The following is a 25,398-nucleotide window of genomic DNA, read 5'->3' as shown; positions in this document are numbered from 1 at the left end:
CTGGCGACTGTTCGGGTTCGATGGAACGACGGACCTGGCCCCGGCTCTGACGCGGGCTTTAACGCCCAAGGGGGTAGCGGGCTCCGGTCCGTCACCGCAGGGAGGAGCTAGATCCGATGCGGCAATCGTCAAGTTACAAGGGGGGTATCCCGCCCTCCACGCCCGCCATGATGCTCGAACCACGGTTCCCAACATCATCTTTTCCGCAAGCCGACCCTCGCGATCAAGTGAAACCGGCAATGCAGCACAACCCGACAACAAAAAAACCCGCCACCTCCAGGAGGCAGCGGGTTCTCAACTCAATCAAACCAAATCCGGATCAGAAGCCGCTCTGGCCATCCGAACCGATATAGGCGATGCGCAGCATGTTCGTCGCGCCCGGTGTCCCGAGCGGCACGCCGGCCGAGATGATGATGCGGTCGCCCGGCTTGCCGAAGCCTTCGTCGGCGACGATGCGGCAGGCGCGGTTGACCATGTCGTCGAGGTCGGTCGCGTCATGTGTGACCACACAGTGCAGGCCCCAGACGATGGCGAGGCGGCGTGCGGTCTGGATAACAGGCGACAGCGCCAGGATCGGCACCTGCGGACGCTCGCGCGAGGCGCGCAGGCCCGTCGTGCCCGAAGAGGTGTAGCAGACGATGGCCGACAGGCGCAGCGTTTCGGCGATCTGGCGGGCAGCCAGCGAAATCGCATCGGCGCCGGTGGCTTCCGCCTGGGCGCGCTGGGCGTAGATGATCCCAGGATAGTGCGGCTCGCGCTCGATGGTGCTGGCGATCGACGCCATCGTCGAGACGGCTTCAACCGGATAATCGCCGGACGCGGATTCAGCAGAGAGCATGACGGCGTCGGCGCCTTCGAAGACGGCGGTCGCGACGTCAGAGACTTCAGCGCGGGTCGGTACCGGCGCGGAGATCATCGATTCCAGCATCTGCGTGGCGACGACGACGGGCTTGCCCGAACGGCGGCAGGCACGGATCAGCTGCTTCTGGATGCCAGGAACCGCTTCGAGCGGCATTTCCACACCAAGGTCGCCACGGGCAACCATCAGCGCGTCTGAAAGCTCGATGATCTCTTCGATCCGTTCGATCGCCTGCGGCTTTTCGATCTTTGCCATCAGGCCAACGCGGCCGCGCGCGATCTTGCGCACTTCGACCAGATCTTCCGGACGCTGCACGAAGGAGAGCGCGACCCAGTCGACGTCGTCGGTCGCCAGAACCGCATCAAGGTCGGCGCGGTCCTTGTCGGTCAGGACGCCGGCAGTCAGGATGGTGTCGGGAAGGCTGACGCCCTTGCGGTCGGAAATCCGGGTGCCCGAAACAACCGTCGTGACGATGCTCTTGCCGTCGCACTTTTCAGCGCGCAGCGCGAGCTTTCCGTCGTCGATCAGCAGGCGGTCGCCCGGCTTCACGGCTTCAAGAATTTCGGGATGCGGCAGGAACACGCGGTTCTTGTCGCCGGGGGTGTCGTTGTTGTCGAGCGTGAACGTGTCGCCCGGCTTCAGGTCGACTTTGACGTCGGCGAACTTGCCGACGCGCAGCTTCGGGCCCTGAAGGTCGGCGAGAATGCCGATCGGACGACCGCTGCGGGTTTCGACTGCGCGGATGCGCTGGATCAGCGTGCGCATCGTGTCATGGCTCGCATGGCTCATGTTGATGCGGAAAACGTCGGCACCGGCCTGGTGCAGCTTCTCGATCATCGCTTCTTCGGACGAGGCGGGTCCGAGCGTTGCGAGGATTTTTACTTTGCGGTTACGCTTCATCAGTTCGGACTTTCCTGGGTGCCTGGGGTATCGGAAAGTTGAACCATCCAGCTGCCCTGGCGGCCCGTGTCATATTCCTTGAACCCCATCTTCTGATAGCCACGGGCGTAGCAATCATTGACGCCCGTGATCTTGAATTCGTTCTCCGCCACGCACATCTGCACGTCGCCCGTCCATCGTCCTCCCCGGGCGGCGTCTTCGGCGTAGAGGTAGTAGTAGCGAGACTGAAGCTCTCCCTCGATCAGTGTCGCGCAGGTCGTTGCCGGGACCTGCCACCAGCCTTCGGTCATCCAGCCGTCCTTGGCCCGATATCCGATCGCCACGCCGACTAGATTCTGCGTACCGTTGCAGACGCGAAAATCAGCGCGCGCCACATCGGCAATGAAGAACGGCGAGAACGCCGCGAGAACAAAAAGAGCAAAACGGGCAAGCGGCCCGGAACGCGTAAGGAAACATGGCGCGGTCTGGATCAACACGACTTCCAATTGGCTCCCGGTTATTCGTTGTCGTGCCTTCTTGCGCTGCCTCCCGGCGAAAGTCAACGCAATGCTAATCGATTATATTTCTGACATCAAACAAGAGGCGCACTCACCGCCGCAAGGATCGCGCGGAGATTGCCAGGCTGGCACGAAGTGTTTGCCAGGTGTTTGATTACGGTGCGCGCTTGAACCCTTCCCCCGCCCGTGCGATCAGAGACACGCTTGCAAACAGTCAATGGCATTGTCCTCGATGAACGACTTCCAATCCTTCGAAATTCTAGGCGGACATCATGACAGGGGTATGGTGCTCCTGGGTGACCATGCAATGAACCGCCTGCCGGAACGCTATGGCAGCCTGGGCCTGCCCGAGAGCGCCTTTGCCCGCCATATCGCCTATGACATCGGCATCGAGGGGCTGACGCGGGCGCTGTCCGAAAAGCTTGGCGTGCCCGCCGTGCTCGGCGGCTTTTCGCGCCTGCTGATCGATCCGAACCGGGGCGAGGACGACCCGACGCTGATCATGAAGATTTCCGACGGCGCCATCATTCCAGGCAATCACCCGATCACGCAGGAAGAGTGGAACGACCGCATCGCCAATTTCCACCGCCCCTATCACAATGCCGTCAGCGAGACGATCGCGAAGGTCGCCGCCGCCACCGGCAAGGCGCCGCTGGTGCTCTCGCTGCATTCCTTCACGCCCGCCTGGAAAAACGTGCCGCGCCCATGGCATGCCGCCGTGCTCTGGGACAGCGACCACCGCGCCGTCGCCCCGCTTCTTGAGTTGCTGCGCGCCGATCCCGATCTGGTGATCGGCGACAACGAGCCCTATGATGGCGCGCTGAAGGGTGACACCATGTACCAGCATTGCATGGTCACGGGCATCCCGCATGCGCTGCTGGAGGTTCGCCAGGACCTGATCGGCGACGCGGCAGGTATCGCCGCCTGGGCCGACCGGCTCGCGCCGATCTTCGCGACGATGAACGCCGACCCGGCGCTGCATCAATACCAGGTGCACACCTCGCGCACCGGCCCATACTGAGAAGAGGAGAGCGCAATGACCACGCTCAGCAAGCAACAACAGACCGAATTCGAAGCCGCCGCCTTCCGCCGCCTCGTCGCGCACCTGCGTGAACGCACCGACGTGCAGAACATCGACATGATGAATCTGGCCGGCTTCTGCCGCAACTGCCTGTCGAACTGGTACAAGGACGCGGCCGATGCCGATGGCTTCGAACTGACGAAGGACGAGGCCCGCGAGATCGTCTACGGCATGCCTTTCGACGAGTGGAAAAACCGCTACCAGAGCGAAGCGACGCCTCAACAAAAAGCCGCATTCGAAAGCAACAACCCGCACAAATGAGCCCCGGCTCTGTCGAATAGGCTTGACCCCGGCTGATCTTCACGGCAGTCAACGCCATCCGAATTTTTATCCCCCTAGCAGGAGAACACGATGTCTGATGCCCACGGCGTTGCCCGCGACCAGCTTCGCGCTTTCATCGAGCGCATTGAACGGTTGGAAGAAGAAAAGAAGACCATCGCCGACGATATCAAGGACGTCTACGGCGAAGCCAAGGGAACCGGCTTCGACACCAAGATCCTGAAAAAGGTGATCGCACTGCGCAAGAAGGATGAGCAGGAGCGCCTCGAGGAAGAAGCGATCCTCGACACCTACCTCGCCGCCCTCGGCATGATCGAAGGTCCGGCGGAAGCCTGATTTCCGTTCACGATCGACACGATCGCCACCAATAAAAAAAGCCGCCGGGTCGCCCCGGCGGCTTTCTTTTTGTCTCTCTGTCCCAGCCGATCAGCCAAGCTGCGTGACGTAGCGCACGTCGAGATAGGCGTTGATCGCTTCCGAGCCGCCTTCCGTGCCGTAGCCCGAATCCTTGATGCCGCCGAACGGCACTTCCGGCAGGGCGAGACCGTTGTGGTTGATCGACAGCATGCCGGCTTCGACGCGGCGCCCAAGCGCCTGCGCGGTGGCGCTGGAGCTGGTGAAGGCGAAGGAGGCCAGGCCGAACGGCAGGCGGTTCGCTTCGGTGATCGCATCGTCGAGTGTCGAGAAGCGGTTGATGATGGCGAGCGGGCCGAAGGGCTCCTCGTTCATCACGCGCGCCGAAAGCGGTACGTTGGCAAGCACCGTCGGCTCGAAGAAGTTGCCGGTGTTGCCGATGCGGCGGCCGCCGGTCTTGAGCTCTGCGCCCTTCGACACGGCGTCGTTGATCAGCTCTTCGAGAGCCGGGATGCGGCGCTCGTTGGCGAGCGGGCCCATCTCGACGCCTGCATCCAGACCGTTGCCGACCTTGACCGCCTGCGCAGCCTTGACGAAGCCGTCCGTGAACTGGTCCATCACGCCGTCCTGCACCAGGAAGCGCGTCGGCGCGACGCAGACCTGGCCGGCATTGCGGAACTTCGAGCCGGCCATGATCGACACGGCCTGATCGACATTGGCGTCATCGAACACCATGACCGGGGCGTGACCGCCAAGCTCCATCGTCGCCCGCTTCATGTGCAGGCCGGCCAGCGCCGCCAGCTGCTTGCCGACAGGCGTCGAGCCCGTGAACGAGATCTTGCGGATGACGGGGTGCGAGATCAGATATTCGGAAATCTCGGCCGGAATGCCGTAGACGAGGTTGACGACGCCATTGGGAATGCCGGCGTCGGCAAAGACGCGGATGAGTTCGGCCGGCGATGCCGGGGTTTCCTCGGGCGCCTTGACGATGATCGAGCAGCCGGCGGCGATCGCGGCCGAAAGTTTGCGTACAACCTGGTTGATCGGGAAGTTCCACGGCGTAAACGCGGCGACCGGGCCGACCGGCGACTTGATTGCCAGCTGCGTGACATTGGGCGCACGCGAAGGGATGACCTGGCCATAGGTGCGGCGCGCCTCTTCGGCGAACCAGTCGATCACGTCGGCGGCGCCGGCGATTTCAACGAGCGACTGCGCCAGCGGCTTGCCCTGCTCGCGCGTCATCATCCAGGCGATGGTTTCCTTGCGCTCGCGCAAGAGGTCGGCGGCGCGGCGCATCATCTTCGAGCGGTCGAAGGGCGAAGTATCGCGCCAGACGCGGAAGCCCTTGTCGGCTGCGGCGAGTGCTGCGTCGAGATCCTCGCGGGAGGCATGCGGAATGGTGCCGATGGTCTCACCCGTGGCCGGGTCGGTAACAGGCAGCGTCTTGCCGGAGGCGGCATTCTTCCATTCGCCGTCGATGAACAGCTTCACATCGGGATAGGTCTGCATGATTATTCCTTGTCGTCTTCATCAAATCAATTTGTCGGACAGCGAACGGCGAGCCGGGGGGCACGCTCCGCACATGCCTCATATAGGCCGAACGGATGCTGTTTCTCAGAGCATGCGACGTTATAGACCGAAATAGGCCTGTGTCTCCCCCCAATCAGTCCTGTGTCTCCCCCCAATCAGTCATGTCACTTATGCCAAAAGCTCTACGCCAAAAGCTCTACGATTGCAGGACTTTGATCGCCCCGCCGATTGCGGTAGTGATCGGGGCGACGCAGGAGGATTGGAATGGATGAGGTCGGCTGCATCATCGCCGGTGCCGGCGTAATCGGGCTGGCGATCGCGCGCGAAGCGGCGATGCGCGGTCTGGAGACGCTCGTCATCGAAGCCAACCCGATGATCGGCATGGAGACAAGCTCCCGCAATTCCGAAGTCATCCACGCCGGCATCTATTATCCGCCAGGATCGCTGAAGGCACGGCTCTGTATCGAAGGCCGCGGGCGGCTCTATCGCTACGCCGAGGACAGGCGCATCCCCCACGCCCGCTGCGGCAAGTTCATCGTCGCGACCAGCCCGGCGCAGGTCGAAAAACTGGAAGCCATCCGCATCAAGGCGGCCGAATGCGGCGTCGATGATCTGGTGCTGATCTCCGGCGAGGAAGCGATGGCCCGCGAACCGGCGCTGAACTGCGTCGCCGCCCTCGTCTCGGCCTCGACCGGCATCATCGACAGCCACGCGCTGATGCTATCCTTGCGTGGTGATGCCGAGGAGAACGGCGCCTTCATCGCCCTCAACACCGAGATCATATCAGGCGAGGCCTCCGACAACCGCTTCGTGCTGCGCACCCGCGACAAGACGAGCGGTGAGGAATACGACGTATCCTCACGCCATTTCATCAACGCCGCCGGCCTGCACGCCAACGATCTCGCTCGCCTCGTCTCGGGCTTCGATCACGCCACGGTGCCCAAGCTCCATCTCGCCAAGGGCAACTACTTCGCCGCCCCGACACGCAACGTCTTCTCGCGGCTGATCTACCCGGTGCCGGAAGATGGCGGTCTCGGCGTGCATCTGACCATGGACCTTGGCGGCTCCATCCGCTTCGGCCCCGATGTCGAGTGGATCGACGCGATCGACTACGAGGTCGATCCGACGCGCTGCGAGCGGTTCTACGACGAGATCCGGCGCTACTGGCCCGGCCTCGCCGACAACTGCCTGCAGCCCGCCTATAGCGGCATCCGCCCCAAACTCTCCGGCCCCGGCCAGCCCGCCGCCGACTTCGCCATTCACGGCCCGTCCGTTCACGGCGTCAGCGGCATGGTGCATCTCTATGGCATAGAGAGCCCGGGGCTCACCTCGTCGCTTGCGCTCGCCGAACACGTCATGTCCGAAATCGCCGGCTGAAAGGTGGCGCACAATGCTCGTCTCCAACCTTCGGATAGTGGTTTCACCACGCAATTCGCGGTAGATTGCACAGTCAGAGGAGCAACTTGCGGAGCGCATTTCGTGAAGACGATCACCGACAAGGAACTGGCCGAGCGCCTGCGCCAGGCGCTCACGATTCTCGACAACAGCATGCCCTCAAGCAAACGCGCGCTCAACATCTACGAGATGGTCATCCGGGTGCTCGATACCGGCGCGCGCGTGCTCGAGGACGAGCAGTTTCGCACGACCGCCAACGACAATCCCGGCAAGCCCTGAACCGGGCTGCCCTACCTCTTGATCCGCGCCAGCACGCGATCGAGCGCCGCGATCAGCGCGCCGCTGCCGCCCTTGTGATCGAAGTCCTCGAACACCTGCTCGTTCAAGCCACCTTTGGTGGAGAACTCCACCTTGAGTTCGGTGAGCGGCGTCTCGCCATGCTTGACCGCCTCCTGCGCGAGACTGAGGAACAACGGCGCCAGATAGGCCCGCGCCTTGTCCGCAGGCATCCCCTGATCGGCGAGCCAGCCTGTGGTTCGATCGAGAATGCCGAAATAGGTGGCCATCAGCGCGCTTGCCGCCGCCAGCAGATCATACTCCGCGCGCGTCTCGCAGGCGACGGCACTGCCCAGCGCCGAAAAGATCGCGGCGACCGTGTCATTCTCAGGATAGATCGCCGTCACCCCGGCGCGCTCGGCAACGAAGGGCAGCGGAATGGCCTGGGTGATCGTAACAGGCGCATCGATCCAGTCCTCGAGCTTCGCCCGGTCGGTCGCGGCTATAACGCTGACGACGCTCTGCCCGGCACGAAAACGCAAGCCCTTGATCACCTCCTCGGCGATCTGCGGCCGGATGGCCAGGAATAGGATATCGGCGGCATCGACCACGGCCTGATTGTCGGTGCCGATCTCGATCAGCGGCGACGATGCCGCGAGGCGTGCCGCGATCTCGCCATTGCGCGGCGAGACGATGATCCGCGACAGGTCAAGCGACGAGCCGAGCATCCCCTTGACCATGGCCTCGGTGATCGTCCCCGTACCCACGAACCCAATCTTCATCGCCGCTCTCCATTACTTGCCGCGCATCCTGCGCCACCAACAAAAAACCGCCGGATCGCTCCGACGGTTCTGATTGTCTGATCTGGAAGGTGGCTTAGTTCGATTCGAACTTGCGCACTTCCATGAAGTTGACCGCGGTGCCGCTGAAGCGGCCCGTGTCGATCGACGCCGTCTTGGTGAAGCCCTCGGCATAGACGGCCTTCGGCTGTGCGCGCAGCGTCTGGCTGACGAAACGCGGTGCCTTGACCGGCTTGGTGACCATTTCCATGCGGGCATTGCTGAGCGCCCACTGCGAGATGATCTTCTGCGTCAGCTTCGGCTCGGTGGTCACCGTCGCGCGGCTGGCATCAGCTTCGGCGGCTTCATGCTTGGTCGGCCGGCCACCCTTCGAGGGCAGGCTCTGAGCAGCGCTCGGCTCTATTGCCGGCTTCGGCACGTCGAAGGCATCGCCGAAGCTTGCCGACTTGGTCGCGGGCGCAAGCGCTGCCAGCTGCACCGGCGGCTTTTCAGCCGGAACCTTTTGCGGCATCGCTGCGTTTATAGCCTGTTCGACGCTCGATACCGGCGGCTGGTTGGCTGCAAGCTGGCCGTGATTGGCAGTGTTCTGCTGGTTGAGAGCATCGGCAACAGCTGGAGAAAGCGTACCCTGCTGATCTGCCTCATCGACACCGGCTTCCGGATCGGCATTCGCTGCAGCCAGGAGCTTTTCTGCCAGAGCCGGACGCTCAGCCGGCGTCGGCACGGCCGCGAGATTCCCCGTCATCGCGGCAGCCGGATCGGCTGAAGCGACTTCCGCGTCTCCCGGAGAACGACGTGCGCCGAGGAGCGAAGGCACTGGAACGCTATACGCGCTGAGATCCGCATAGCCCTGCTGACCCTGATCGGTCACAGCGGCAAGAGCATCCTGCGCTGCATTACCCGATTGCGGAGCGACAAGGGCACTGGCCACTTCGCTGCCGCCAGGCTGATTTGCGAACGCCGGCCGCACCTGCGGGATCGGCGCGTTGACGCTTGCGACCTCGGTCTGCTGCGAGGCCTCTGCCTGAGCCGGGGCACCCTGGCTCGGATCAGCCGCGTTCGGCATATCGGCGGCCTTGGGCGGCGTTGCCTTGGCAACGGCGACTGCTGGCGTGCTGTCGTCAGAGTTATCCTCTTCCTCATCCGCGCCACCGCCAAACAGGGCTGCAAACAAGGTCTTCGGCTTCTTGCGCTCTTCGCTGGCCGAGCCGGTATAGGCGCCGGAGCTTGCCATCTGCACCGAGCTGTCGCTGACGCGACGCTTGTAATCGGCAACCGCCTGCTCGTAACCCGGCAGCGGCTTGCCGTCGGCCGGGATGTGCATCGTGTTGCCGTTCGGGAACAGACGGACGAGTTCGTCGCGGTTCATGCGCGGCCATGCGCGAACGCCGCCGACATCCATGTGCACGAAGGGCGAACCGGATTTCGGATAGAAACCAACGCCGCCGACCTGCATTTTCATGCCGATCGCGCGCAAAGTCGCCAGTTTTACGTCAGGAATGAAGAAGTCCATCGCCTTGCCGAGCATGTGCTGGCTTTTCTCGGCGACGCCGGAATTGCGCGAGCGGCTCTTCAGCATGGCGTTGGTGCCCGGCGAACGGAAACCGCAGACGACGTTGATGTAATCCTTGGAACCGCTCTGGCGGTAGACTTCCCAGATCAGATCGAACAGGCGCGGGTCCATCTTCGTCGGCTGGTTCTTGCGCCAGTCGCGAAGGAAGCGGTTCAGCTGCTCGAGACCCTTGGGGTCGAACCTGCCGTTGCGCTTATAGGTGATGACAGCCTTTTCACCCGTGTGAATGAAGTAAAGCTTGAGACTACGCGTTTCGCCCGCCGCTTGCGACGGCGTACTGGAGCCGACGAGCACCGGGGACGAAACTGCAACTGCGAGAAGGGCGGCCATAGCCGTCCTTGTCACCTTTCCGCAAAGGTCTGCGCACCTGTTGCGCCATGTCGGGCGCGAAGGCTTCGTATTCCAATTCAGATCCGGCAAACTCAATCCCCGTCAGACAGCCGATGGTCCCTCAATCTGACCCTTGACTGTGAAATGCGGTCACACGATGGCAAAAATGCCACACATGATCAACCTTTTCTTTACATAGTGAACAGGCCACTAACAAGTGGTTTATGATTGGTAACAAAAGATGATTGCCGGAATCTTAACTGAAACACCCTATGCAGCGTCCTTTTGCGGGTTGTCCGGGTCGATCCCGTAGTCCTTCAACTTTCTGTAAAGCGTCGAGCGACCGATGCCCAGTTTGCGGGCGACCTGGCTCATTTGGCCACGATAGAACTTGAGCGCGAATCGGATCAGCTCTTCTTCGACATCGGCAAGCTTGCGCACGTCACCTGATGGATTGGTGCTCGAAATCGCGTTGTCGGGCGCATCGTTGATCCGCGCAGCGACATTGTCGGCCACCGTCTGCGAGACACCGAACTCGGCAGCGGCGATCTCGCCGAGGCGAACATTGCTGCTGTTGTCGGCAACCAGAGCTAGGTGATCGACCACGTCGTATTCCGGAAGCTGCGCCGCGATCTGCGGGAAGTCGGCCTCCGTCAGCTCCGGGCCATCGGCCAGAACCACGGCGCGGAAGATCGCGTTCTCGAGCTGCCGGATATTGCCCGGCCAGTCGTAAGCGGTGAGCAGCGCCAGCGCGCCGGCATTAACCGTCATGCGGTTGCCATTCTTCTGCTCGCTCGAGAAGCGCTCCGTGAACACTCGCACCAGATGCGGAATGTCTTCCTTGCGCTTGCGCAGCGCCGGGATGGTGATGGGGAACACGTTGAGGCGATAATAGAGATCTTCACGGAAATGGCCATTCTTGACCTCTTCGATCAGATCCTTGTTGGTCGCCGAAATCAGACGGACATTGACCTTGTGCGCGGTGCGCGCGCCGACGGTCTCGATCTCGCCCTGCTGCACGGCGCGCAACAGCTTCACCTGCACGTCGAGCGGCAGGTCGCCGATCTCGTCGAGGAAGATGGTGCCGCCATCGGCTTCCATGAACTTGCCGACATGCCGCTCCGTGGCGCCGGTAAAAGCACCCTTCTCATGGCCGAAGAGAATGCTCTCGACCAGATTGTGCGGGATGGCGCCACAGTTGACGGTGACGAAAGGCTTGCCGGAGCGGTCGCTGCCGGACTGGATGGCGCGGGCCACCAGCTCCTTGCCGACGCCGGATTCACCTTCGAGCACGACGGGAATGTTGGATTGCGCGGCGCGCTGGGCGAGATCCAGCACGCGGATCATCGCCGGGCTTGCAGACACGATATCGTCGAAGCCGACGGCACCGGAGCGCGAACGCCGGCCGGCACGTGCCTTGACCTCGCGTTGATCGAGCTTCAGCGCATTGGCGATCGAATTGGAAATCCGCTCCGGCGAGACGGGCTTGACGACGAAATCGAAGGCGCCGGCGCGCATCGCCTGCACCACGGTCTCGATCCCCCCCTGCCCGGTCTGGACGATCACGGGAATTTGCGTACCGAAGGCATGGATCGCCTCGAGAAACTCGAGGCCCGTCATCTCGGGCATCATCAGGTCGAGAACGATGACGTTGTAGAGGCCACCGGCCCTCTTCACCATCTCAAGACCGATCCGGCCATTCTCTGCCTGGTGGACGACGTGTCCGTGACGCTCGATGGCGTTCTTCAGCAGTCTGCGCTGTACAGGATCGTCTTCGACGACAAGTATCTGCGCTGCACCCTTGTGCTCGTTGTAACCGGTCATTGCTGCCTCACTTCATGCGAAACCTTGAATGGCAATGTCGCAGAAAGGCTTGAACATCCAGTTTTGAGAAATAATCGCATTTTAACGTTTGTGACGAAGGCGGATTCGCCTCGAAACGACGCTCCTGCGCGACGAAAAGCCCCTTGATGCCAAGGCTTTGGGCGCTTAGACAGTCAGACCTGTCGTAAAATAGGAAGAGGATCCCGCTTATGAAAAACCCGCTCTTCGGCGCCGAATACAACTTTTCGGTAAGCAATGCCGGTTCCGCGAAGGCGATCGAACTCGGCGACCTCCCGACCTGGAAGCTTCAGGACCTCTATCCTTCCGCCACCTCCGACGCCTTCAAGGCCGACATGGCGAAGGCCGAAAAGGACTCTCTTGCCTTCGAAGCCAAGTGGAAGGGCAAGCTCTCGGACGCCGCGACCAAGAAGGGCGCAGACGGCATCGGCCAGGCGCTGAAGGAATATGAAGCGCTCGACGACATCATCGGCCGCCTCGGCTCGTTCGCCGGCCTCACCTATTTCTCCGACACGTCGAGCCCGGCCAACGGCAAGCTCTATGGCGACGTGCAGGCGAAGATCACCGATTTTTCCGGCCACCTGCTGTTCTTCACGCTCGAGCTCAACCGCATCGACGACGCCGTGATCGACGCATGCATCGCCAACGACCCCGATGCCGGCCACTACCGTCCGTGGCTGGTCGATCTGCGCAAGGACAAGCCCTACCAGCTCGACGACAAGCTCGAACAGCTCTTCCTCGAGAAGTCGATGACCTCGGCCGCCGCCTTCAACCGCCTGTTCGACGAGACCATGGCCGAGCTGCGCTTCGAGGTGGATGGAGAGATGCTGTCGATCGAAGTGACGCTGAACATGCTGCAGGACCGCGACCCCGAGGTGCGCCGCAAGGGCGCCATGGCGCTCGCCAAGACCTTCAAGGACAATCTGCGCGTCTTCACGCTGATCACCAACACGCTCGCCAAGGACAAGGACATTTCCGACCGCTGGCGCGGCTTCGAGGACATCGCCGATTCAAGACACCTCGCCAACCGCGTCGAGCGCGAAGTGGTCGATGCGCTGGCCGCCGCCGTCCGCGACGCCTATCCGCGCCTGTCGCACCGCTATTACACCATGAAAGCGAAGTGGCTTGGAATGGATCAGATGGAGTTCTGGGACCGCAACGCGCCGTTGCCGGAAACCTCCAATGCCGTCATCTCCTGGACCGAGGCCAAGGACACCGTTCTCTCCGCCTATGGCAATTTCGCTCCAGAGATGGCCGCGATCGCCAAGCGCTTCTTCGATGAGGAATGGATCGACGCGCCGGTTCGCGCCGGCAAGGCGCCCGGCGCCTTCGCGCACCCGACCGTCCCCTCCGCCCATCCCTATGTGCTGGTCAACTATCTCGGCAAGCCGCGCGACGTGATGACGCTCGCCCATGAACTCGGCCACGGCGTTCACCAAGTACTGGCCGGCGGCCAGGGCGCGCTGATGTGCCAGACGCCGCTGACGCTTGCCGAAACCGCCTCCGTCTTCGGCGAAATGCTGACCTTCCGCGCCCTCCTCGACAAGACCAAGGACAAGCGCGAGCGCAAGGCGATGCTCGCCCAGAAGGTCGAGGACATGATCAACACTGTCGTGCGCCAGATCGCCTTCTACGAATTCGAGCGCAAGGTTCACACCGCGCGCAAGGAAGGCGAGCTGACGGCCGAGAAGATCGGCGAATTGTGGCTGTCCGTCCAGGCCGAAAGCCTCGGCCCGGCGATCAATATCTCCGAAGGTTACGAGACCTACTGGACCTACATCCCCCACTTCATCCACTCGCCCTTCTACGTCTACGCCTATGCCTTCGGCGACTGCCTGGTAAACTCGCTCTACGCCGTCTACCAGAAGGCCGATCAGGGTTTCCAGGACAAGTATTTCGAGCTCCTGAAGGCCGGCGGCACCAAGCATCACTCCGAACTCCTCAAGCCCTTCGGCCTCGACGCCACAGATCCGTCGTTCTGGAGCAAGGGTTTGTCGATGATCGAGGGGCTGATCGACGAGCTGGAAGCGCTAGATAAGGGCTGAGGTGGATAGAAGCGCCAGTAGCGCGCTTCTCACGCCACTGAAACAAGAGAGGGGGCGTTACGCCGCCACAGGTCTCTTCTCCCCGACGGGGAGAAGTGCCGGAGCGTAGCGAGGCGATGAGGGGGGCGGAGCGCAAGCGACGCCTTGAGCGAATGCACCGAGATGACACATAGACCGCCCCACATCCTCTTCCGAGACGACACATCCGGCCAGGTCATGCTCTTCGCCGACCCGGCCGAGATCATCGTCGCCCACACCCGCGCCGAGGTCTTTACCGGCCTCGCCCGCATGGAGGAGGCCAGAAAGGCGGGCAAGTGGCTCGCCGGCTATATCGCCTACGAAGCCGGCCACCTCTTCGAGGACAAACTCGCCGGTTTCGCCATCGAAAACCGCACGACACCGCTGCTGTGCTTCGGCATCTTCGACCACCCGCAGCCGGACGACCACCCCCTCGCCCAGCCCACGCAGCGCCTCGAAAACGAAGAGTTCCTGACGGCGCCGAAAGCCGCATGGGACTTCGCGACCTACAAGGACCGCTTCGACCGCCTGCACCACCACCTCATGCAGGGCGATTGCTACCAGGCCAATCTCACCATGCCGATTACGGCCCGCTGGTCCGGTGATGTCAGCGCCGCCTTCTGGTCGTTAATCGAACGACAGCCGGTGAAATACGGCGCGCTGGTCGATCTCGGCGGCCCGGTGATCCTGTCGCGCTCGCCCGAGCTCTTCTTCCGCACCGACGAGGAAGGCTGGATCGAGACGCATCCGATGAAGGGCACGGCAAGGCGCGGCGGCACCTCCGCCGAGGACGAGGCGATCAAGCAAGCCATGCTCGCCGACATCAAGACGCAGGCCGAAAACCGGATGATCGTCGACCTCCTGCGCAACGACATCTCGCGCATCACGCAAGTCGGCACGCTCGACGTCCCCAAACTCTTTGACATCGAGACTTATCCGACGGTGCACCAGATGGTGAGCCATGTGCAGGCAAAGCTCCTGCCCAACCTCGAAATCCGCGACATCCTCGCCGCCCTCTTCCCCTGCGGCTCGATAACGGGCGCGCCGAAGATCAGCGCCATGACCATCCTACACGAGCTGGAAGACGGCCCGCGCGACGTCTATTGCGGCGCCATCGGCATGATCGCGCCATCAGGCGCCATGCGCTTCTCCGTCGCCATCCGCACGCTCACGCTCTTCGACGACGGCCGCGCCGTCTTCAATGTCGGCGGCGGCATCGTCATCGATTCCACCGCTGAAGCCGAATACGAGGAGTGCCTCTTGAAGGCCCGCTTCGCCATCGGCGACCAGCCGATCGCAGGAACAGGGAGCGTCTGACCGTGGCCGACTTCTCGCTGATCGAAACCCTGCGCTACGAGCCCGACACCGGCTTCATTCGCCTGCGCCTGCATCTCGCCCGCCTCACCCGCTCCGCCCGCCGCATCGGCTTTCCGCAGCCGGTGGATGCGCTCGAAAGACTGCAACAAGCCATCGCCGGCGCCACATCTCCCCGGCGCGTCCGGCTGACCTTCGATGAGAACGCGAATATCGAGGTCACCACCGCCCCCTTCACGCCGCTTGCGCCGGATACCACTTGGACCATCCGCATCGCCGACCAGCGGCTCGACTCCGCCGACAAGTTGCTGCGCATCAAGACCACGCGCCGCGCGGTCTACGAGGCTGCACGCGCCGAATACGCCAGTGATGAAGCCGACGAAGTGCTGATGCTGAACGAGCGCGACGAGGCCTGCGAGGGCACGATCACCTCGATCTTCCTCGACGACGGCTCGGGCATGCTGCGCACACCGCCGATCTCCTGCGGCCTGCTTGCGGGGGTATTGCGCACAGAGCTCATCTGCCAGCGCAAGGCCCGCGTCGGCCGCATCACGCGCGATGATCTGAAGACCGGAAAGCTCTACGTCGGCAACTCCCTGCGTGGGCTGATCCCGGCAAGGCTCATTGACTAAGGCATGTCGCGCAAAAGTGTGCAGCGGTTTTGCGGCTCCGACATGCGACCAAACAAAGACTTAAAGCGTGGCAAGCGAATCCGAAGGATCGCGACACGCTTTAAGCCACGATCCGCAACCGATCCCGCCCGCCCTGCTTGGCATGATAGAGCGCCTCGTCGGCCCGCGCATAGAGTTCGCGCGCGGTGTCGCCAGGGTGCAGTTCCGCAAGCCCGGCCGAGCAGGTGTAGGAAAAACTCGGCGCATTCTGGATCGGCCGGGCGCCGCGCACTGTCGTCAATATCCGCTCGATGATCAGCTCGCCCTGCGCCAGGGTCGTATCCGGCAGGATCAGCATGAACTCCTCGCCGCCGATCCGCCCAAAGCTGTCGCGCCGGCGCACGAGGGGATGCACCCGGCGGGCGAAATCGACCAGCACGTCGTCGCCCGTCTGATGCCCGTAGAGATCGTTGATGCGCTTGAAGAAATCGAGGTCGATGATGCAGATGCAGCCGCCCACGGGCCGCGGCGCGGCGTGCCCGTTGGCAAGACTGTCGAGCGCCGCCATCATGAAGCGGCGGTTGGAGACGCTGGTGAGCTCGTCCGTCTGTGAGGCCTTTAGCGCGAAATCGCGATCCTGCCTGACATCCCGCTCGCTGGCCTTCAGATGCGTGATGTCGCTGGCGATGCAGAGCATCCAGCCGTCCTTCTGAACGGTCTCGGTCATCCACAGCCAGCGCCCGTCGACCACATCCGTCTCGAAGGCGCGAAACGGCAGCTTGCCGCGCCGCGATTGCGCCGAGACCAGCCATGTCTCGAAGTCGGAGGTTCGGATGATCGTGCCCTTGCCGCTGCGCGTATTGCGCCGCATTAGGTCCGCCCATAGCGGGCATTCCTCGGGATCCAAGGCAAAGGTCGTGCGAAAGGCCGGGTTTGCATAGCGCAGACGATCGTCCTGATCATAAAGCGCGATCAGGACGGAACTGTCCTCATGCAATTCCGCAAGCCGCTCCGATATCTGGTTCATCCGATGGTTCCGGGGCGTGGATATAAGATGATTCGCAGTTTGACGCAGAAATCTGAAAAGAAGATGGATGGTTTCGGCGCAATTGCACTATTTGGTTGTTCCGGAATGCGACGCCTTGGTTCACGAGGGCGATAGCCCGGCCTCTCGTCACCTATTGCCAGCAGGCTGGCAAATCGGCACTTTGCTGACAATGACGCCACCGACCTACACGCCCTATGACGGCTCGGCCAAGCCTTTCACCATCGGCCTGATGCCGCTCGATACCGACCGCTGGATCGAGCCCGATGCCGACTGGGCCCGCTATGTCGGCGAAAAGCGTGCGCTGGTCGAGAGCAGCCGCGACGATGTCTTCGTCGCCGAGGCCGACACATTGGACGCGCAACAGGAAGCGCTCGACCTGCTGCGGCAACATCTGCGCGAACGCCACCCCAACCTCTGTCCTGACGTGCCGGACACTGGCAGCGATCTCCCGCCGCTGCTCCGCGCCGGCCTGATGATCCAGGACGATCTCGTCATCATGCACCGCAAGCAGGATGGCTGGCATCTCGTGGCCGGCTTCGTCGCCTTCCCATCCTCCTGGTCGCTGCGGGAAAAATTCGGCCGGCCGATGCATGCGATCCATGCGGATGTGCCGGGCTTCGGCGAGGGCACGCGCAACGCCACCCTCATCCACCGCATCTTCGACAATCTTCAGGTTTCTCAACCGGTCGAGCGGCTGAACTGGTCGGTCAACACCTCGAACGCCCTCTTCCTGCCGCTCTCCAAGCATCGCCGCCCGCCGCAGGCCGAGCCGTTCACGCTGGCCGATCGCTTCGCCCGCGTCGAGCGCCAGACGCTGCGCAAGCTCCCTCGGTCGGGCGATATCCTCTTCACGATCCGCGTCTACGTCGATCCGATCTCCGCTATTGCCCATCACCCGCAGGCACAAAGCCTGGCGCTAAGCTTCGCAGCCCAGCTCGAAAGCCTCGACGAGCACCAAGCCGCCTACAAGGGACTGAGCCTGCAGAAGCGCGAGTTGGCGGCGAAATTGCACGCGTTTGCAAGCAATGATCGCTTCACCTGATATTTACATTCCCGACCGGAACGCTCTTTATTGTGACGTGATTTTGTGATTAGAGCCGGTCACCTAGCGGTATTTGAACGATTTCAAATGAATTCTTAGAGGCTTCTCGCCTTCGTCGCCTTCCACAGGAGAAAAGAATGACGGAACAGAACCACCCGGTATATGCCGAAATTACCGGCCCGATCGTCATGATCGGCTTTGGCTCCATTGGCCGCGGCACGCTGCCCCTGATCGAGCGCCACTTCAAGTTCGACAAGAGCCGGATGGTCGTCATCGACCCGCGTGAAGAGCCCTCCGACATGGAGATCCTCAAGCAGCACGGCGTCCGTCACATCAAGGAATATGTGACGAAGGACAACTACAAGGAACTCCTGAAGCCGCTTCTGACCGAAGGTGGTGGCCAGGGCTTCTGCGTCAACCTCTCGGTTGATACCGGCTCGCTCGACCTGATGAAGCTCTGCCGCAAGCTCGACGTTCTCTATATCGACACGGTCATCGAGCCATGGCTCGGCTTCTATTTCGACAAGAACATGAAGAACTCGGAGCGCACCAACTATGCGCTGCGCGAGACCCTTCGCCATGAGAAGAAGAAGAGCCCGGGCGGCACCACGGCCGTTTCCACCTGCGGCGCAAACCCGGGCATGGTTTCCTGGTTCGTCAAGCAGGCGCTGGTCAACCTCGCCAACGACACCGGCCTGAAGTTCGAAGAGCCGGATCAGCATGACCGCGAAGGCTGGGCCAAGCTGATGAAGAAGCTCGGCGTCAAGGGCGTCCACATCGCCGAGCGCGACACGCAGCTCACCAAGAACCCGAAGCCGCTCAACGTCTTCTGGAACACTTGGTCCGTCGAAGGCTTCATTTCCGAAGGTCTGCAGCCGGCCGAACTCGGCTGGGGCACCCACGAAAACTGGATGCCGAAGAACGCCAAGAAGCACAAGAAGGGCTGCAAGGCCGCCATCTACCTCGACCAGCCGGGCGCCAACACCCGCGTTCGCACCTGGTGCCCGACGCCTGGCCCGCAGTACGGCTTCCTCGTCACCCACAACGAATCCATCTCGATCGCCGATTACTTCACGGTGCGCGACAAGGACGGCGAAGTGACCTTCCGCCCGACCTGCCACTACGCCTACCATCCGGCCAACGACGCCGTTCTGTCGCTGCATGAGATGTTTGGCAACGGCGGCAACTCGCAGCCGGTTCACCACGTTCTCGACGAGCACGAACTCGTAGACGGCGTCGACGAACTCGGCGTGCTGCTCTACGGCCACGAGAAGAACGCCTACTGGTTTGGCTCGCGCCTGTCGCTCGAAGAAACCCGCCGCATCGCGCCTTACCAGAACGCCACCGGCCTGCAGGTCACCTCGGCGGTCCTGGCCGGCATGGTCTACGCGCTTGAAAACCCGAAGGCCGGCATCGTCGAAGCCGACGAGATCGACTACAAGCGCTGCCTCGAAGTGCAGCTGCCCTACCTCGGCCCGGTCGAAGGTCACTACACCGACTGGACCCCGCTCGATGGCCGCCCGGGCCTCTTCCCCGAGGACATCGACACCAAGGATCCTTGGCAGTTCAAGAACATCCTCGTTCGCTGATAGAAACGAGACCGAGATCACCAGATGCCCGCCGCAAGGCGGGCATTTTTGTAACGCCTGCTGTATAAATGCCCTGACGCGCGCAAGAAGCCTTGCCTTCCCGGAACGCTCGCGCCATGTGTTCGTTAACCAAGCGTTATGTTTTTCGGTCTGAACTTCCGGGAGAATCTTATGAGACTCAAAACCCTCCTCGTGATCGCGAGTGCTTCGGCGGCCCTTTCGGCCTGCGTTCCGCAGTCCCCGCGTCCGATGCCCGTTGCCGTCGCCCCGGCGCAGACAGGCGTGGAAGGCTCCTGGTCGGATCCGAACGGCATCATCTCCACCTTCCAGGCCGGCACGTTCACGACGCGCACGACCGACACCAACCAGATGCTGGCCTCCGGCACCTACATCAACACGTCGCCGACGCTGGTCGAGATCAACATGACCTCGCTGGTGCGCAAGACGCAGTCCAAGGTCAACTGCGCGCTAGTCACCCAGAGCCAGCTCAACTGCACCTCCGACAGCGGCTCGCAGTTCAGCCTCAACCGCCACATGTAAATCGCCTTATATGGTCGATCGGAAAAGCTCCCCTCGCGGGAGCTTTTTTTGTTTACCGCTCTTGGAATGCACCCGCGCTGTCACAGGTTTTTATCTTGCGGCCACTAAGGGTTGATGGAAACATCGACCGTGTAGGGACGGCGGGGCTTGGGGGACTGGTATCTGGAAAAACGGATCGGGTTCGAGCGTCGTCGATAAAACCAGGAGAACAGGATGACGAAATCGTTTCAATTCGGTCTGCTGACCGCGTCCGTATTGGTGCTGTCGAGCAGCGCCGCCTTTGCCGATTACCAGCTCAATATTTTGCACATCAATGATTTCCATTCGCGCATCGAGGCGATCAACAAGTTCGATTCCACCTGCTCGGCCGAGGAAGAGAGCAAGAAGGAATGCTTCGGCGGCGCCGCTCGCCTGAAGACCGCGATCGACCAGCGCCGCGCGGCATTGGCCGGCCAGAACGTGCTGACGCTGAACGCCGGCGACAATTTCCAGGGCTCGCTGTTCTATTCCACATACAAGGGCACCGCCGAACTGGAGATGGTCAACGCCATCAAGTTCGACGCCATGACGCTCGGCAACCATGAATTCGACGATGGCGAAAAGGCGCTGGCGCCGTTTATGGACAAGGTTGCCTTCCCCGTCACCGCCGCCAATGTCGAAATCTCCGACGCCTCGACGATCAAGAAGAAGCCGGAACCCTCGGTCGTGCTCGAGATCGGCGGCCAGAAGATCGGCATCATCGGCGTCGTCACCACCGAAACCCCAGAGCTCGCCTCCCCCGGCCCGAACGTCAAGTTCACCGATGATGTCGCGGCCATCACCAAGGAAGCCGCCAAGCTGAAGGCCGAGGGCGTCAACAAGATCATCGCGCTGACGCATGTCGGCTATACCAGGGATCTCTCGGATATCGCCAAGATCCCCGATGTCGATGTCGTCGTCGGCGGCCACTCGCACACGCTTCTGTCGAACACCGATCCGAAGGCAGAGGGTCCCTATCCGACCATGGTCGACAATCCCGGTGGCTATAAGGTCCCCGTCGTCACCGCCGCCTCCTACAGCAAGTATCTCGGCGATGTCGTGATCACCTTCGACGACAACGGCGTGGTCAAGGAAGCCAAGGGCGATCCGATCCTGATCGACAGCTCGTTCACGCCCGATCCCGAGATCGCCGCCCGCATCACCGAGCTCGCCAAGCCGATCGAGGACCTGCGCAAGAAGGTCATCGGCTCCTCCGAGGGCCCGATCGAAGGCGACCGCAAGGTTTGCCGCGTCGAGGAGTGCTCGATGGGCAACCTCGTCGCCGACGCCATGCTCGATCGCGGCAAGAGCCAGGGCATGCAGATCGCCATCCAGAACGGCGGCGGCCTGCGCTCGTCGATCGACGGCGGCGATGTCACCCAGGGCGAAGTCATCACCGTGCTCCCCTTCCAGAACACGCTCGCCACCTTCCAGCTGACAGGCGCCGATATCCGCGCGGCGCTGGAAAACGGCCTCGGCAAGATCGAGGAAGGCGCCGGCCGCTTCCCGCAGGTGGCGGGCATGAAGTACAGCTTCGACAAGTCGAAGCCTCCAGGCAGCCGCGTCGTCTCCGTCGAGGTCAAGGACGGCGACGCCTTCGTGGCGCTGGATGATGCCAAGACCTACGGCGTGGTGACGAACAACTACATGCGCGCAGGCGGCGACGGCTATTCGATCTTCGCGACAGCGGGTAAGAACGCCTATGACTTCGGCCCCGATCTCGCCGACGTCACTGCCGATTTCCTCGCCGCCCATTCGCCCTACAAGCCCTACACCGATGGACGCGTAACCGAGGTCGCCTCTTCGGCCGCAGCGCCTGCATCGACGGCATCCGAGACGACCATACCGGCCGCCCCCGCGGCACCGGCAGCAACCGCACCGGCAGCAACGCCGGCACCGGCCACGCCGGACGCAACACCCGCTCCCACCGCTCCGGCGGCAACGGCACCGGCCACGGAAACTCCTGCGGCTCTCGCCCCGAACACGCCGACCACCCACGTCATCGCATCGGGCGACACGCTGTGGGATCTCGCCAAGCAGTTCTATGGCGACGGCACGCTCTGGAAGAAGATCTCCGAGGCCAACGGCAAGCCGACCCCGCGCCACCTGACTGTTGGCAAGGAGCTGCAGATCCCGTCCAAGTAAGCCTTGCGGCTGGACGGAATAAAGTATGACGATTTGTCCCAATGATGTGAGCCGGTCCGGGGTTTCCCGGGCCGGCTTTTGTTCCTATAGGGTGAACCATTCGATCTCGTCCGCGTATGAGCGGCTGAGCAGCAGAACTGAGGTTTGAATGACGACCGTTGATACCACGCACCATCCGTCGGCACACCCGAAGGTGAACTATGGCAAGGTGGGCGTCCTGCTCGTCAATCTCGGCACCCCTGACGGCACCGACTACACCTCGATGCGCCGCTATCTCAAGGAATTCCTGACCGACAAGCGCGTCATCGAATGGTCACCCTGGAAGTGGTATCCGATCCTCTTCGGCATCGTGCTCAACACCCGCCCCGGCAAGGTCGGCAAGGCCTACGAGCTGATCTGGAACAAGGAGAAGGACGAAAGCTATCTGCGCACCTACACGCGCAGCCAGTCCGAGCTGATGGCCGAGCGGTTGAAGGATTTGGAGAACGTCAAGGTCGACTGGGCCATGCGCTACGGCACCCCCTCGATCGCCTCGCGCATCCAGGCGCTGAAGGACGACGGCTGCGACCGCATCGTGCTCTTCCCGCTCTACCCGCAATATGCCGCCGCCACCACCGCGACCGTCAACGACAAGGCCTTCCAGCACCTGTTGAAGATGCGCTGGCAGCCGGCGCTGCGCACCGTGCCCGACTACCACGACGACGACACCTATATCGAGGCGCTCGCCAACTCGATCACCAAACATCTGTCGACGCTCGACTGGCAACCGGAAAAAATCATCGCCTCCTTCCACGGCATCCCCATGTCCTACTTCAAGCAGGGCGACCCCTATTACTGCCAGTGCCAGAAGACCGGCCGCCTGCTGCGCGAAAAGCTCGGTCTCTCGAAGGACCAGTTCATGGTCACCTTCCAGTCCCGCTTCGGCCCGGAAGAATGGCTGCAGCCCTATACCGACAAGACGGTGGAGCAGCTCGCCAAGGACGGCGTGAAAAAGATAGCCGTGTTGAATCCAGGCTTTGTCTCCGACTGTCTTGAAACGCTGGAAGAGATCGCCGAACAGGCGGCGCATTCGTTCCATGAGAACGGCGGCGAGAAGTTCGCGCATATTCCGTGCCTGAACGACAGCGATGATGGGATGCGCGTGCTGGAGAAGGTGGTGCGGCGGGAATTGTTGGGGTGGGTTTGAGGGTAGCGGCTACGAGGCTGTAGGGGTTCTGCTGCGTGCGCCCGTCAGCCGCTGCGGGTAGTGATACCCCCCTCTGCCCTGCCGGGCATCTCCCCCACAGGTTGGGAGATTGGCTGGGCTTGCCCGCTCGCTCCGACCTCAACATTTGGCGAAAACCTCACCACGAGTCGATCTCCCCCCTTGTGGGGGAGATGTCCGGCAGGACAGAGGGGGGTAACCCACGGCAAAACCGAGCCTACGCCCTCCTGCCAAAAACATTCACACCCCCCGCCGATTCCCCCACAACAACACATGCAGCTGCGGCAGCACCCTGGCCTCAAACCACCGATCCTCGGTCACCGTCTCCACCAGCCACAACATCCGCTCCATGATCCCATCGATATCGATCCTGGCATCATCGTCATCGGCAGGCGGCGGCGTGTGGTTGCCGGGCTGCAGGTAAACCGGCAAGTCCGGATATCGCCCCGCAACCTCCCGCGCATATCGATAATCCCGCTCATCGAACACCACGATCTTCAGCGCAACCTCAGGCCCGCCGGCGGCCCTTCGCAGACAGTCCTCGAACTGCCCCCAATCCGTCTCCATGCCGCTCGACGGCGGCTTCGGGCTCAAGACCAGCGTATCGAGATCGGCAAACCAATCCCTGGCGACACTGCCCTGCGTCTCCAGCGCGAACCGGTAGCCCTCCGCATCCCCGCGCGCAATCAGCGGCCCCAGCGGCTGGATCGCCGGGTTGCCGCCCGAGAGCGAGACGGTAAGCGGCTGCCCGCCGGAGAGCGAAACGACCTCGGCCCAGATCTCCTCCACCGACATCGGCGTCCATTGATCGCGGTATTCGCTGTCGACGGCATGCAGCGTATCGCACCACGAACAGCGGTAATCGCAGCCGCCGGTGCGCACGAACACCGTGGGCAGGCCGATCAGCACGCCCTCACCCTGGATCGTCGGCCCAAAGATCTCGCTGACGCGGATCTTGTGATCGGCGCTCATGGCCGGTACTCCGCCCAGGTCTTCGGTGTCTCGCTGACCCGTACCGCCGACGTTTCCGGCAGGATCGCCTTGCACCAGTCATAGAAATGCTTGGCGAGATATTCCGACGTCACCCTGTTATGACCGAGCACCTCGTTCAGATGCCTGTGGTCGAAGCGCTCGTCGATGTAGCGCTTCAGCGGGGCAAGCTCGTGATAGTCGCGCACGAAGCCGTCCTCGTTGAGCTCTGCAGCCGCAAGCTCGACGACGACGATATAGTTATGCCCATGCAGCCGCGCGCACTGGTGATCGGCGGGCAGATGCGAGAGCTGATGCGAGGCGGAGAAGTGGAATTCCTTGGTGATGCGGAACACGGGATTACACCTCCGTGGCCGAGAAGCCCGATGTCGCCGACTTCCAGAAATCCACGTCCTCGTAGTCCGTCGGGTCCGCGACGCCGGCGAGGTGAAACGCCTCGCGCCGCTCGACGCAGGTGCCGCAGCGCCCGCAATGGCGCGCCCCGCCCTTGTAGCACGACCACGTCTCCGCGAACGGCGTCCCGTGCTTGGCCCCATCCGTGACGATATCGGCCTTGGTGGCGTTGACGTAGGGTGCCTGCAGCTTGACGCTGGCATAGCCGTCCAGCGCCGCATCCTGCATCACCTGGAACGCGTCGATGAAGCCGGGGCGGCAATCCGGATAGATGAAGTGGTCGCCGCCATGCACGGCAACGGCCACGGCATCCGCCTTCTGCGCGGCGGCAAGCCCGAAGGCGATGGCGAGCATGATGGCGTTGCGGTTCGGAACCACGGTCGCCTTCATGGTCTCCTCGGCGTAGTGTCCATCAGGCACGTCGATATTGTCGGTCAGCGCCGAACCGGTGAGATGGCTGCCGATCGGCCTGATGTCGATGATCTGATGCGGCACGCCGAGCCGCTCTGCGCAGGCGGCGGCGTAATCCAGTTCCTTGCGGTGACGCTGGCCGTAATCGAAGGAGAGCAGGCCGATAAGTTGCTGTTCCGCAGCGATCCTATGCGCAAGCGAAACGGAGTCCAATCCGCCGGAGCAGATGACGATAGTCTTCATGATGTTTGATCCCTTGTTTTGACCGGGTGGGCTGCGACCGGATGCGGGCGTTCTAGGCCAAAGGGACCGCA

22 protein-coding genes and 2 pseudogenes are annotated in these 25,398 nt (G+C 62.4%); 13 read left to right on the top strand and 11 right to left on the bottom strand.

Features of this window, described 5'->3' with window-relative positions; all coding sequences use genetic code 11:
* Positions 1–319: 319 nt before the first annotated feature.
* Together pyk and AC1DOG_RS17300 are read right to left on the bottom strand one after the other, a co-directional pair.
* Positions 320–1,759, bottom strand: a complete 1,440-nt coding sequence (pyk, locus tag AC1DOG_RS17305; protein WP_477929693.1) for a pyruvate kinase — start codon at positions 1,757–1,759, stop codon at positions 320–322.
* On the bottom strand, positions 1,759–2,244 hold the full coding sequence (locus AC1DOG_RS17300; protein WP_111563360.1) for a DUF1036 domain-containing protein: 486 nt from the start codon (positions 2,242–2,244) through the stop codon (positions 1,759–1,761). Before AC1DOG_RS17300 ends, pyk begins: the two co-directional genes overlap by 1 nt.
* A gap of 244 nt (positions 2,245–2,488) precedes the next feature.
* Here AC1DOG_RS17300 and AC1DOG_RS17295 point away from each other — a divergent pair, with 244 nt between their 5' ends.
* From AC1DOG_RS17295 to AC1DOG_RS17285, 3 genes are all read left to right on the top strand, one after another.
* The gene (locus tag AC1DOG_RS17295; protein ID WP_477929709.1) at positions 2,489–3,277 is read left to right on the top strand and encodes an N-formylglutamate amidohydrolase; all 789 of its coding nucleotides are present in this window, start codon (positions 2,489–2,491) and stop codon (positions 3,275–3,277) included.
* A gap of 15 nt (positions 3,278–3,292) precedes the next feature.
* A complete protein-coding gene (locus AC1DOG_RS17290; protein WP_477929691.1) occupies positions 3,293–3,598 on the top strand; it encodes a DUF1244 domain-containing protein in 306 nt (101 codons plus the stop codon).
* A 90-nt stretch (positions 3,599–3,688) separates the two neighbouring features.
* The gene (locus AC1DOG_RS17285) at positions 3,689–3,952 is read left to right on the top strand and encodes a DUF2312 domain-containing protein (protein WP_018899724.1); all 264 of its coding nucleotides are present in this window, start codon (positions 3,689–3,691) and stop codon (positions 3,950–3,952) included.
* A gap of 90 nt (positions 3,953–4,042) precedes the next feature.
* On the opposite strand, the gene AC1DOG_RS17280 is transcribed toward AC1DOG_RS17285, so the two are convergent.
* Positions 4,043–5,479 carry an NAD-dependent succinate-semialdehyde dehydrogenase gene (locus tag AC1DOG_RS17280; protein WP_047509464.1) on the bottom strand — a complete coding sequence of 479 codons (1,437 nt, stop codon included), beginning with the start codon at positions 5,477–5,479 and terminating at the stop codon, positions 4,043–4,045.
* A gap of 285 nt (positions 5,480–5,764) precedes the next feature.
* On the opposite strand from AC1DOG_RS17280, the gene AC1DOG_RS17275 reads away from it, so the two are divergent.
* A complete protein-coding gene (locus tag AC1DOG_RS17275) occupies positions 5,765–6,877 on the top strand; it encodes an NAD(P)/FAD-dependent oxidoreductase (protein ID WP_477929688.1) in 1,113 nt (370 codons plus the stop codon).
* Between the two features lie 102 nt (positions 6,878–6,979).
* On the top strand, positions 6,980–7,174 hold the full coding sequence (locus AC1DOG_RS17270) for a hypothetical protein (RefSeq protein WP_047509466.1): 195 nt from the start codon (positions 6,980–6,982) through the stop codon (positions 7,172–7,174).
* Between the two features lie 11 nt (positions 7,175–7,185).
* Here the strand turns inward: AC1DOG_RS17270 and AC1DOG_RS17265 are convergent, their stop codons facing one another.
* From AC1DOG_RS17265 to AC1DOG_RS17250, 4 genes and pseudogenes are all read right to left on the bottom strand, one after another.
* Positions 7,186–7,953: a pyrroline-5-carboxylate reductase gene (locus tag AC1DOG_RS17265; RefSeq protein WP_477929686.1), complete on the bottom strand. Its 768-nt coding sequence runs from the start codon at positions 7,951–7,953 to the stop codon at positions 7,186–7,188.
* A gap of 94 nt (positions 7,954–8,047) precedes the next feature.
* Positions 8,048–9,964 (bottom strand): peptidoglycan L,D-endopeptidase MepK, encoded by a 1,917-nt coding sequence (locus tag AC1DOG_RS17260; RefSeq protein WP_037111523.1) that lies wholly within the window; start codon positions 9,962–9,964, stop codon positions 8,048–8,050.
* Positions 9,965–10,144: 180 nt separating this feature from the next.
* Positions 10,145–10,357: pseudogene (locus tag AC1DOG_RS17255) on the bottom strand (helix-turn-helix domain-containing protein); the annotation flags it as partial.
* An 86-nt stretch (positions 10,358–10,443) separates the two neighbouring features.
* Positions 10,444–11,698 (bottom strand): annotated as a pseudogene (locus AC1DOG_RS17250) (sigma-54-dependent transcriptional regulator); the annotation flags it as partial.
* Positions 11,699–11,907: 209 nt separating this feature from the next.
* Between AC1DOG_RS17250 and AC1DOG_RS17245 the strand changes: the two are divergent.
* The 3 genes from AC1DOG_RS17245 (at position 11,908) to AC1DOG_RS17235 (ending at position 15,725) form a co-directional block, all read left to right on the top strand.
* Complete coding sequence (locus tag AC1DOG_RS17245) at positions 11,908–13,761, top strand: M3 family oligoendopeptidase (protein WP_477929684.1); 1,854 nt, start codon at positions 11,908–11,910, stop codon at positions 13,759–13,761.
* Positions 13,762–13,923: 162 nt separating this feature from the next.
* The gene (locus tag AC1DOG_RS17240; protein ID WP_477929682.1) at positions 13,924–15,096 is read left to right on the top strand and encodes an aminodeoxychorismate synthase component I; all 1,173 of its coding nucleotides are present in this window, start codon (positions 13,924–13,926) and stop codon (positions 15,094–15,096) included.
* Positions 15,097–15,098: 2 nt separating this feature from the next.
* Positions 15,099–15,725 (top strand): aminotransferase class IV family protein, encoded by a 627-nt coding sequence (locus AC1DOG_RS17235; RefSeq protein ID WP_477929680.1) that lies wholly within the window; start codon positions 15,099–15,101, stop codon positions 15,723–15,725.
* Positions 15,726–15,825: 100 nt separating this feature from the next.
* Here AC1DOG_RS17235 and AC1DOG_RS17230 read toward each other — a convergent pair whose 3' ends face one another.
* Entirely contained in the window at positions 15,826–16,731 is a 906-nt protein-coding gene (locus AC1DOG_RS17230) for a GGDEF domain-containing protein (protein ID WP_477929678.1), read from the bottom strand.
* A gap of 190 nt (positions 16,732–16,921) precedes the next feature.
* Here AC1DOG_RS17230 and AC1DOG_RS17225 point away from each other — a divergent pair, with 190 nt between their 5' ends.
* From AC1DOG_RS17225 to hemH, 5 genes are all read left to right on the top strand, one after another.
* Positions 16,922–17,794: a heme-dependent oxidative N-demethylase family protein gene (locus AC1DOG_RS17225; protein WP_477929676.1), complete on the top strand. Its 873-nt coding sequence runs from the start codon at positions 16,922–16,924 to the stop codon at positions 17,792–17,794.
* 137 nt (positions 17,795–17,931) lie between these two features.
* The gene (locus AC1DOG_RS17220) at positions 17,932–19,383 is read left to right on the top strand and encodes a homospermidine synthase (protein WP_018899739.1); all 1,452 of its coding nucleotides are present in this window, start codon (positions 17,932–17,934) and stop codon (positions 19,381–19,383) included.
* 171 nt (positions 19,384–19,554) lie between these two features.
* Entirely contained in the window at positions 19,555–19,923 is a 369-nt protein-coding gene (gene omp10, locus AC1DOG_RS17215) for an outer membrane lipoprotein Omp10 (RefSeq protein ID WP_477929673.1), read from the top strand.
* 213 nt (positions 19,924–20,136) lie between these two features.
* On the top strand, positions 20,137–22,086 hold the full coding sequence (locus tag AC1DOG_RS17210) for a 5'-nucleotidase C-terminal domain-containing protein (protein ID WP_477929671.1): 1,950 nt from the start codon (positions 20,137–20,139) through the stop codon (positions 22,084–22,086).
* 148 nt (positions 22,087–22,234) lie between these two features.
* Positions 22,235–23,272: a ferrochelatase gene (hemH, locus tag AC1DOG_RS17205; protein ID WP_477929669.1), complete on the top strand. Its 1,038-nt coding sequence runs from the start codon at positions 22,235–22,237 to the stop codon at positions 23,270–23,272.
* 258 nt (positions 23,273–23,530) lie between these two features.
* Here the strand turns inward: hemH and queE are convergent, their stop codons facing one another.
* The 3 genes from queE to queC are packed head-to-tail and all read right to left on the bottom strand — an operon-like array spanning position 23,531 to position 25,327.
* Positions 23,531–24,262 carry a 7-carboxy-7-deazaguanine synthase QueE gene (gene queE, locus AC1DOG_RS17200; RefSeq protein WP_477929667.1) on the bottom strand — a complete coding sequence of 244 codons (732 nt, stop codon included), beginning with the start codon at positions 24,260–24,262 and terminating at the stop codon, positions 23,531–23,533.
* Entirely contained in the window at positions 24,259–24,615 is a 357-nt protein-coding gene (queD, locus tag AC1DOG_RS17195) for a 6-carboxytetrahydropterin synthase QueD (RefSeq protein ID WP_477929665.1), read from the bottom strand. The genes queE and queD overlap by 4 nt, the downstream gene beginning before the upstream one ends.
* Before the next feature lie 4 nt (positions 24,616–24,619).
* Positions 24,620–25,327 (bottom strand): 7-cyano-7-deazaguanine synthase QueC, encoded by a 708-nt coding sequence (queC, locus tag AC1DOG_RS17190; protein ID WP_477929663.1) that lies wholly within the window; start codon positions 25,325–25,327, stop codon positions 24,620–24,622.
* Between the last annotated feature and the right edge of the window lie 71 nt (positions 25,328–25,398).

The organism is Rhizobium sp. 01N48 (assembly GCF_056399145.1).
Note: the sequence above shows the minus strand (reverse complement) of the source record. Positions and strands in the feature narration are given on the sequence as shown.